This is a genomic window from Arthrobacter sp. I3 (assembly GCF_000520575.1).
GTDB classification, from domain to species: Bacteria; Actinomycetota; Actinomycetes; order Actinomycetales; family Micrococcaceae; genus Arthrobacter; species Arthrobacter humicola_A.
In genome coordinates this window covers 17472-25603 of the sequence record NZ_KI914929.1, presented here as the reverse complement: position 1 = coordinate 25603, position 8132 = coordinate 17472, and the positions used below count along the sequence as shown (strand labels likewise).

6 protein-coding genes are annotated in these 8132 nt (G+C 66.2%); 5 read left to right on the top strand and 1 reads right to left on the bottom strand.

From position 1 onward, the window contains the following. Positions 1-377, bottom strand: a 377-nt coding sequence (locus Y706_RS25380) for an alpha/beta fold hydrolase (RefSeq protein ID WP_253906787.1), incomplete at its 3' end; no start/stop codon positions are given. 100 nt (positions 378-477) lie between these two features. Here Y706_RS25380 and lysS point away from each other — a divergent pair. The 5 genes from lysS (at position 478) to Y706_RS0112995 (ending at position 8119) form a co-directional block, all read left to right on the top strand. After that, a complete protein-coding gene (gene lysS, locus Y706_RS0113015) occupies positions 478-2010 on the top strand; it encodes a lysine--tRNA ligase (protein WP_028276919.1) in 1533 nt (510 codons plus the stop codon). A gap of 2 nt (positions 2011-2012) precedes the next feature. Continuing rightward, positions 2013-2183, top strand: coding sequence for a hypothetical protein (locus Y706_RS29575; protein WP_164468560.1), 171 nt, complete (start codon positions 2013-2015; stop codon positions 2181-2183). Positions 2184-2335: 152 nt separating this feature from the next. After that, entirely contained in the window at positions 2336-2662 is a 327-nt protein-coding gene (locus Y706_RS0113005) for a histone-like nucleoid-structuring protein Lsr2 (RefSeq protein ID WP_028276918.1), read from the top strand. A gap of 595 nt (positions 2663-3257) precedes the next feature. Next, positions 3258-5750 carry an ATP-dependent Clp protease ATP-binding subunit gene (locus Y706_RS0113000; RefSeq protein WP_028276917.1) on the top strand — a complete coding sequence of 831 codons (2493 nt, stop codon included), beginning with the start codon at positions 3258-3260 and terminating at the stop codon, positions 5748-5750. Positions 5751-5995: 245 nt separating this feature from the next. Then, complete coding sequence (locus Y706_RS0112995; RefSeq protein ID WP_028276916.1) at positions 5996-8119, top strand: S9 family peptidase; 2124 nt, start codon at positions 5996-5998, stop codon at positions 8117-8119. Positions 8120-8132 lie beyond the last annotated feature (13 nt).

Below are 8132 nucleotides of genomic sequence, written 5' to 3'. Positions count from 1 at the left end.
GCCTCGAGGGCCACGAACCCGCCATAGCTGTGGGCCACGACGTCGCTGGCGCCGGTCTCGCGGAGCACGGTTGCCAGGTCGGCCACCTCGGTGGCGGCGGAATAGTCGGCAGGCTGGTGCGAGGAACCGGCGCGTCCGCGGCGGTTGTAGCAGTGCACCGGCTGGTCCAGCAGCCGGCAAAGTTTTCGGGCAAAGGACCGGTAGAGCGCATCGGTGATCAGGGTCCCGTGCACGACGACGACGCCGGATCCTTCGCCGCGGGACGCCACGGCGGCGTCGGACGCGGCTGTTCTGCCCGGTGCGTGCCCCGCCGGGCGGATGGTGTGCAGCTCAAGGTGTCCCTTGCCGTCGTCGGTCCTCACTGTCCATGTCTCCACAACTTCGAGTCTATTCCCGCACCCCGTCCGCCTGGCTGCCGCCCGGGCAGAACCGGGCCGGGACCTTCCCGGACGCAAATCGACGGTAAACTTGGGGATTGTGACTTCCCAAAACACCCCCACCCCGAACACCGCCGCCGAGCCGCATGATGCCGGCGAACAGACCCGCATCCGCATGGAGAAGCGCGCCAAGCTGATCGAACGCGGCGTCGAGGCATATCCGGTGGGTGTAGAACGCACGCACTCGCTCACGGAAATCCGGGAGAAATACGCCTACCTGCAGGCCGATGAAACCACCGGCGACGCCGTTGGCGTGACCGGCCGCATCGTCTTCATCCGCAACACGGGCAAACTTTGCTTCGCCACCCTCCAAGAGGGCGGCCTGGACGGGAAGGCCGTGCGGCTGCAGGTCATGCTGAGCCTGGCCAACATCGGTGAGGAGGCGCTCGCGGAGTGGAAGTCCCTCGTGGACCTCGGCGATCACGTCTTCATCAAGGGCGAGGTCATCTCCTCACGCCGCGGCGAACTCTCCGTCATGGCGGATTCCTGGACCATGGCCTCGAAGGCGCTGCGCCCGCTGCCCGTGCTGCATGCCGGGCTGAACGAAGAAACGCGTGTCCGCCAGCGCTACGTGGACCTCATTGTCCGCGACGAAGCCCGCGAGATGGTGTACACCCGCGCCGCGATCACCCGCTCCATCCGCGAAACCCTGCACCGCCAGGGCTACGTTGAGGTGGAAACCCCCATGTTGCAGCTGGTTCACGGCGGTGCCACGGCCCGTCCCTTCGAGACGCACATGAACGCCTTCGACCAGAAGATGACGCTGCGCATCGCCACCGAGCTCTACCTCAAGCGAACGGTGGTCGGCGGGATCGACCGCGTCTACGACATGGGCCGGGTCTTCCGCAACGAGGGCGTGGACTCCACGCACAGCCCCGAGTTCACCACTTTGGAGTCCTACGAGGCGTGGGCCGACCAGTTCGTCATGGCGGACCGGATCAAGGAGATCATCTTGGACGCCGCCGACGCCGCCGGTGTGGGCCGCGTGCTGCAGACCGGAGCCGGGGAGATCAACCTCGACGGCGAATGGACCTGGCTGGCGGTCTACCCCGGGCTGTCCGACTTCGTGGGACAGGAAGTAACCCCCGACACCCCGGTTGCCGAGCTGCTTGAGCTGGCTGCCAAGCACGAGGTCAAGGTCGACGCCGCCTGGGAAGCCGAGAAGCTCGTCGTCGAACTCTTCGGCGAACTGGTGGAGCCGACGTTGCTCAACCCCACGTTCGTCTACGACTATCCGCCGTCCGCGCAGCCGCTGGCCCGCCAGCACCGCGAAGACGGCCGCCTGATTGAGGCCTGGGACCTCATCATCGGCGGCATGGAGCGGGGCACGGCCTTCTCCGAACTGATCGACCCGGTCATCCAGCGCGAACGCCTCACCGAACAGTCCCGCCGTTCCGCCGCGGGTGACGTGGAGGCAATGCAGCTGGACGAAGACTTCCTCCGTGCGCTCGAGTACGGCGCGCCGCCCATGGGCGGGATCGGACTCGGCATCGACCGGCTCGTCATGCTGTTCACCGGAGCCGGCATCCGCGAAACGATCCTCTTCCCCCTGTTGAAGCCCGAAGGACACTGAGCATGGACTATATCGCCGTATTGCTGCCCCCCATCGTGGTGGGCCTGCTTTTCTGGTTTGCCATGAAATCCATATTCAATGCCGACAAATCAGAGCGGCAGGCAGAAGCCCGCGCCCATGCCGAAGCCGAAACTAGGGCCAAAGGACCGGATTCCGGGACCCAGGGAAGCTAATTACCCGAAAGAAGTAATAGTTCCCTATTGCCGCCTTCGGTTTTCCTTTGGACAGAGTTTTGCGCTTTGACTCCCTGCTGTAACGCGGAGGATACTTATTCCAGATACATCCTGCTTTTCTAAACGCTCGATCTTTGGAAAGAGAGTCCTTTATGGCACAGAAAGTAAAAATCATCCTCGTTGATGATCTGGATGGGGGATCCGCGGACGAAACTGTCCGGTTTGGCCTTGACGGCGTCAGCTACGAAATAGACCTGTCGTCAAGCAATGCATCAGAACTGCGCTCCGCGGTGGACCGATTTGTGACGCACGCGCGCAAAACGTCAAGCGGACGCGCCACGCGCACGAAAATTTCCAGCGGACGGAATCAGGACTCTGCCCAGATCCGCCAGTGGGCACGGGACAACGGCTATGCGGTAAACAGCCGCGGACGCATCCAGGCTGAAATTCAGGAAGCTTACCAAAAGGCTAATTCCTAGCAGGGACCCGCGTCAGGGTGCAGTGCCGGGCCCTGCATGAGGGCGCAGTATCCAGCCGCAATCACGTTTCATGGCGCCGTAATCGAGTGTCTGTCAAATGCCAATGCCCCCGTTATCTGACGGGGGCATTGCCATGCCGGCGGCGGAGCGCCCGTCCGGCAGATCGGCCCGCCCGTCCGGCGATGAACAGACCCCGCCGCCCGTGTTCCTCCCCGGCAGCATTTCCAGGCAGATGTCCCGCACGATGTGAACAATTTGCCGAAGATGGCCGCAATGGGTCCAGGCTTGGCGGCTATCTTCGGCAATTCGGGCACCTTTGCCATGCCGACGGCGCCCGTCCGGCATTGCAACGTCCGCCCTTCCGGCGGTGCGCCCGTCCGCCCGGCCGGAACGGCCCGCTCCTCGGCAGGATGCGCCCTTCCGGAAGGGCCGGATGCGCCGGTCCGGAGGGGTTCCGGACGGTTCTTGCCCCTGGCCGGGGACCCGGTCCGGGCGCGGTTGCGCAACCCTCCGGTTTCCCCTGTGGCGAACAAGCCCCAAATCTGGAACCCGGCCACGTAGCATCAAAGTACGTCGTAGCTAGGAGTGTGGCGAAATGTTTGAGCGATTTACGGACCGTGCCCGTCGCGTAGTTGTGCTTGCCCAAGAAGAGGCACGCATGCTGAACCACAATTACATTGGTACCGAACACATCCTCTTGGGTCTGATCCATGAGGGTGAAGGTGTTGCCGCCAAAGCCCTTGAATCCTTGAGCATTTCGCTCGACGGTGTCCGCGAGCAGGTCCAGGAGATCATCGGCCAGGGCCAGCAGGCGCCCTCCGGCCACATCCCCTTTACCCCCCGCGCCAAGAAGGTCCTGGAGCTCTCGCTGCGCGAGGCGCTGCAACTGGGCCATAACTACATTGGTACCGAGCACATCCTCCTCGGCCTTATCCGGGAGGGTGAAGGCGTTGCCGCCCAGGTGCTCGTCAAGCTCGGCGCAGACCTGAACCGGGTCCGCTCGCAGGTTATCCAGCTGCTCTCGGGTTACCAGGGCAAGGAAGCCACGGGCGCCGGTGTAGGCCCCGGACAGGCTGAGGGGACCCCGGCCGGGTCCGTTGTCCTTGACCAGTTCGGCCGCAACCTGACCCAGGCGGCGCGCGAGAACAAACTGGACCCTGTGATCGGCCGCGAGCAGGAAATGGAACGCGTCATGCAGGTCCTTTCCCGCCGCACCAAGAACAACCCTGTGCTGATTGGTGAGCCCGGCGTCGGCAAGACCGCCGTCGTCGAGGGCCTGGCCCAGGCGATCGTCCGCGGCGATGTCCCGGAGACCATCAAGGACAAGCAGCTGTACACCTTGGACCTCGGGTCCCTCGTGGCCGGCTCCCGCTACCGCGGCGACTTCGAAGAGCGCCTGAAGAAGGTCCTCAAGGAGATCCGCACCCGCGGCGACATCATCCTGTTCATCGATGAGATCCACACCCTTGTGGGCGCCGGTGCCGCCGAAGGTGCCATCGATGCGGCCTCGATCCTGAAGCCCATGCTGGCCCGCGGCGAGCTCCAGACCATCGGTGCCACCACGCTGGACGAGTACCGCAAGCACATCGAGAAGGATGCCGCGCTGGAGCGCCGCTTCCAGCCGATCCAGGTCAAGGAACCCTCCGTCGCGCACGCGATCGAGATCCTCAAGGGCCTCCGCGACCGGTACGAGGCACACCACCGCGTCACCATCACCGACGGCGCCCTCGCCTCGGCGGCGGCCCTTTCCGAGCGCTACATCTCGGACCGCTTCCTGCCGGACAAGGCAATCGACCTGATCGACGAGGCCGGTGCGCGGCTCCGCATCCGCCGCATGACTGCCCCGCCGGAGCTCAAGATCATGGACGAGAAGATCGCCGCCATGAAGCTGGAGAAGGAATCCGCGATCGACGCGCAGGACTTCGAAGGCGCCGCTTCGCTGCGCGACAAGGAGCAGAAGCTCATTGCCGAGCGCGCCGAAAAGGAACGCCAGTGGAAGACCGGCGGCATGGACGACATCTCCGAAGTTGATGAAGACCTCATCGCCGAGGTGCTGGCGAACTCCACCGGCATCCCGGTCTTCAAGCTGACCGAGGAAGAGTCCTCGCGCCTGCTGAAGATGGAAGACGAACTCCACAAGCGCGTGGTCGGCCAGAACGAGGCCATCAAGGCCCTGTCCCAGGCGATCCGGCGCACCCGTGCAGGCCTCAAGGACCCCAAGCGTCCGGGCGGCTCGTTCATCTTCGCCGGCCCCACCGGCGTCGGCAAGACCGAACTGGCCAAGGCCCTCGCCGAGTTCCTGTTCGGCGAGGAAGACGCCCTGATCACCCTGGACATGTCCGAGTACTCGGAGAAGCACACGGTGTCGCGGCTCTTCGGTGCCCCTCCGGGCTACGTGGGCTACGAGGAAGGCGGCCAGCTGACCGAGAAGGTCCGCCGTCGTCCGTTCTCCGTGGTCCTGTTCGATGAAGTGGAGAAGGCGCACGCCGATCTCTTCAACTCGCTCCTGCAGATCCTGGAAGACGGCCGCCTGACCGACTCCCAGGGCCGCGTGGTGGACTTCAAGAACACCGTGATCATCATGACCACGAACCTCGGCACCCGGGACATCTCCAAGAGCGTTGCCACCGGCTTCCAGTCCGGCACGGACACGCAGACCGGCTACAACCGGATGCGGGCCCGGGTCACGGAAGAGCTCAAGCAGCACTTCCGCCCCGAGTTCCTGAACCGTGTTGACGATGTTGTGGTCTTCCCGCAGCTGACCCAGGACGAGATCATCGAGATCGTGGACATGTTCGTCGCCCGCCTGGAGAAGCGCCTCAAGGACAAGGACATGGGCATCGAGCTCACGTCCGCGGCCAAGGTTCTCCTGGCGACCCGCGGCTACGACCCCGCCATGGGTGCCCGGCCGCTGCGCCGCACCATCCAGCGCGAGATCGAGGACCAGCTCTCCGAGAAGATCCTCTTCGGCGAACTGCACTCCGGCGACATCGTGGTGGTGGACGTGGAAGGCGAAGGCGACGACGCGAAGTTCACCTTCGCCGGCAACGCCAAGCCGCGCATCCCGGAGATCGCTCCGAGCGTCTAAGCACTATCAACAACGGCCCCGCTGCCCCGAAAGGGACGGCGGGGCCTTTGCGTTGCCCGCCGCCGTGAACCATTTGCCGGAGATGGCCGCTATGGGACCTGGCTTGGCGGCCATCTTCGGCGAACGGTGGCCGTGCTGAAGCGCCAGGGCCCGTCCCGCATGATTCGGGAGCTGTGTCTGAAAGCAATGTTTCACTCTTAGTGAACGTTTTGTGATCGATACCACATACGGTGTTGAATCGGTGCATGGCTGCTAAGGACTCAGAGACCCTGAGCGAACAACCCGAGACCCCCTTCCACGATCTGGACCACTACCTCGCGATCCCCAGAGTGAGCGGTTTGACGCTGAGCCCGGACGGCGCCCGGCTGGTGACCACCGTGGCGACCCTCGGCGCGAAGGGCACCGAATACTGCACCGCGCTGTGGGAGGTGGATCCGGGCGGGGCCAAACAGGCCCGCCGGATCACGCGCAGCGCCAAGGGGGAGGCCGGTGCGGTGTTTGCCGCCAACGGCGACCTGTACTTCACCTCGGCCCGTCCCGATCCGGAGAGCCCCGAGGCAGACCCGGTGAACGCCCTCTGGATCCTGCCGTCCGACGGCGGCGAAGCCCGGGTGGCCTTGTCCCGGGCCGGCGGAATCGGCGGGGTCCACGCCGCCAAGGACGCCGACACCGTGGTGGTCGCGGCCTCGGTCCTGGCCGGCTCCACGGACGAGGACAATGACGAGGAACGCCGGAAAGCGCGCAAGGACAACAAGGTCGCGGCCATCCTGCACAGCGGCTACCCTGTCCGCTACTGGGATGCGGACCTGGGCCCGGCGCAGCCGCGGCTGTTCGCCGTCGAACCCGGAGACCCGTTGGAGGCCGGAAAGCCGGCCACCGTCGACGCGGCGCCGCCGCTGAAGCTGCGCAACCTGACGCCCGACGCCGGCACGCGGCTCAGGGACGCCGAATCGGTGCTCAGCCCGGACGGCACGACGATTTACAGCAGCTTCGCCAAGCCCCTCGCCAATGCCGATTCACGTTCCGTCCTGGTCGCCATCGACGTCGCCACCGGCACCCGCACGGTCCTGCTGGACACGGAAGGCCAGAGCTACTTCCCGGGCCCGGTCAGTCCGGACGGCCGGAGCCTGGTGGTGGTCAGCGAAAGCGACACCACGCCGCTGGCGGCCCCGCGGGTCTCGCTGCACCTCCTCGACGTCGCCGGCCCGGCAGCCGGGGACGGCGCCCTGACGCCGCTCGCCCATGACTGGGACCGCTGGGCCCGCCCTGCCGCATGGCTGCCGGACGGATCGGCCCTGCTGGTCACCGCCGACGAGGACGGCGCATCGCCGGTATTCCGGATCGGTGTGGCCGGAGACCCGGGCGGGGCGGCCCAGGTGCTACGCCTGACGGCCGACGCCGCGGCGTACACCGACGTCGTCGTCGCACCGGACGGACGCAGCGCCTACGCCCTGCGCAGCTCCTACGAATTCCCCGCCGAACCTGTACGGATCGACCTCGCCTCCGGTGACGTCGTCCGCCTGCCCGCGCCCGCGGAACGCCCCCGCTTCATGGGCACGCTGGAGCGCGTGGAGACGAGGGCGGCCGACGGCGCCCGTGTGCCCGCGTACCTGGCCCTGCCCGAGGGCGCGTCCGCCGCGGCCCCGGCCCCGCTGCTGCTCTGGATCCATGGCGGCCCGCTGGGATCCTGGAACGCCTGGACCTGGCGCTGGAACCCGTGGCTGCTGGTGGCGCGCGGCTACGCGGTGCTGCTCCCGGACCCTGCCCTCTCCACCGGCTACGGCCAGGACCACATCCAGCGCGGCTGGGGGGAATGGGGCAAAGCTCCGTTCACCGACCTGATGGCCATCACCGACGCCGTCGTGCAGCGCCCCGACATCGACCAGACGCGCACGGCCGCCATGGGCGGCTCGTTCGGCGGGTACATGGCCAACTGGGTGGCCGGGCAGACGGACCGCTTCAAGGCAATCGTCACGCACGCCAGCCTCTGGGCCCTGGACCAGTTCGGCCCCACCACCGACGCCGCGCAGTACTGGCTCAAGGAGATGACGGCCGAGATGGCCCTGGAGAACTCCCCGCACCTGCACGTGGAGAACATCCGCACTCCCATGCTGGTCATCCATGGCGACAAGGACTACCGCGTGCCGATCGGCGAGGGACTCCGGCTCTGGTACGAACTGCTCGCCAAGTCGCAGCTGGCGGCGGACGGGAACGGCGAAACGGACCACCGTTTCCTGTATTTCCCGGACGAGAACCACTGGATCCTGCAGCCGCAGCACGCCAAGGTCTGGTACGGCGTCGTGGAGCACTTCCTGGCCAGGAACCTGCTGGACAAGGACGTCCCCGTCCCCGACGAACTCGGTCTCTGACGGCCCGGGCCCG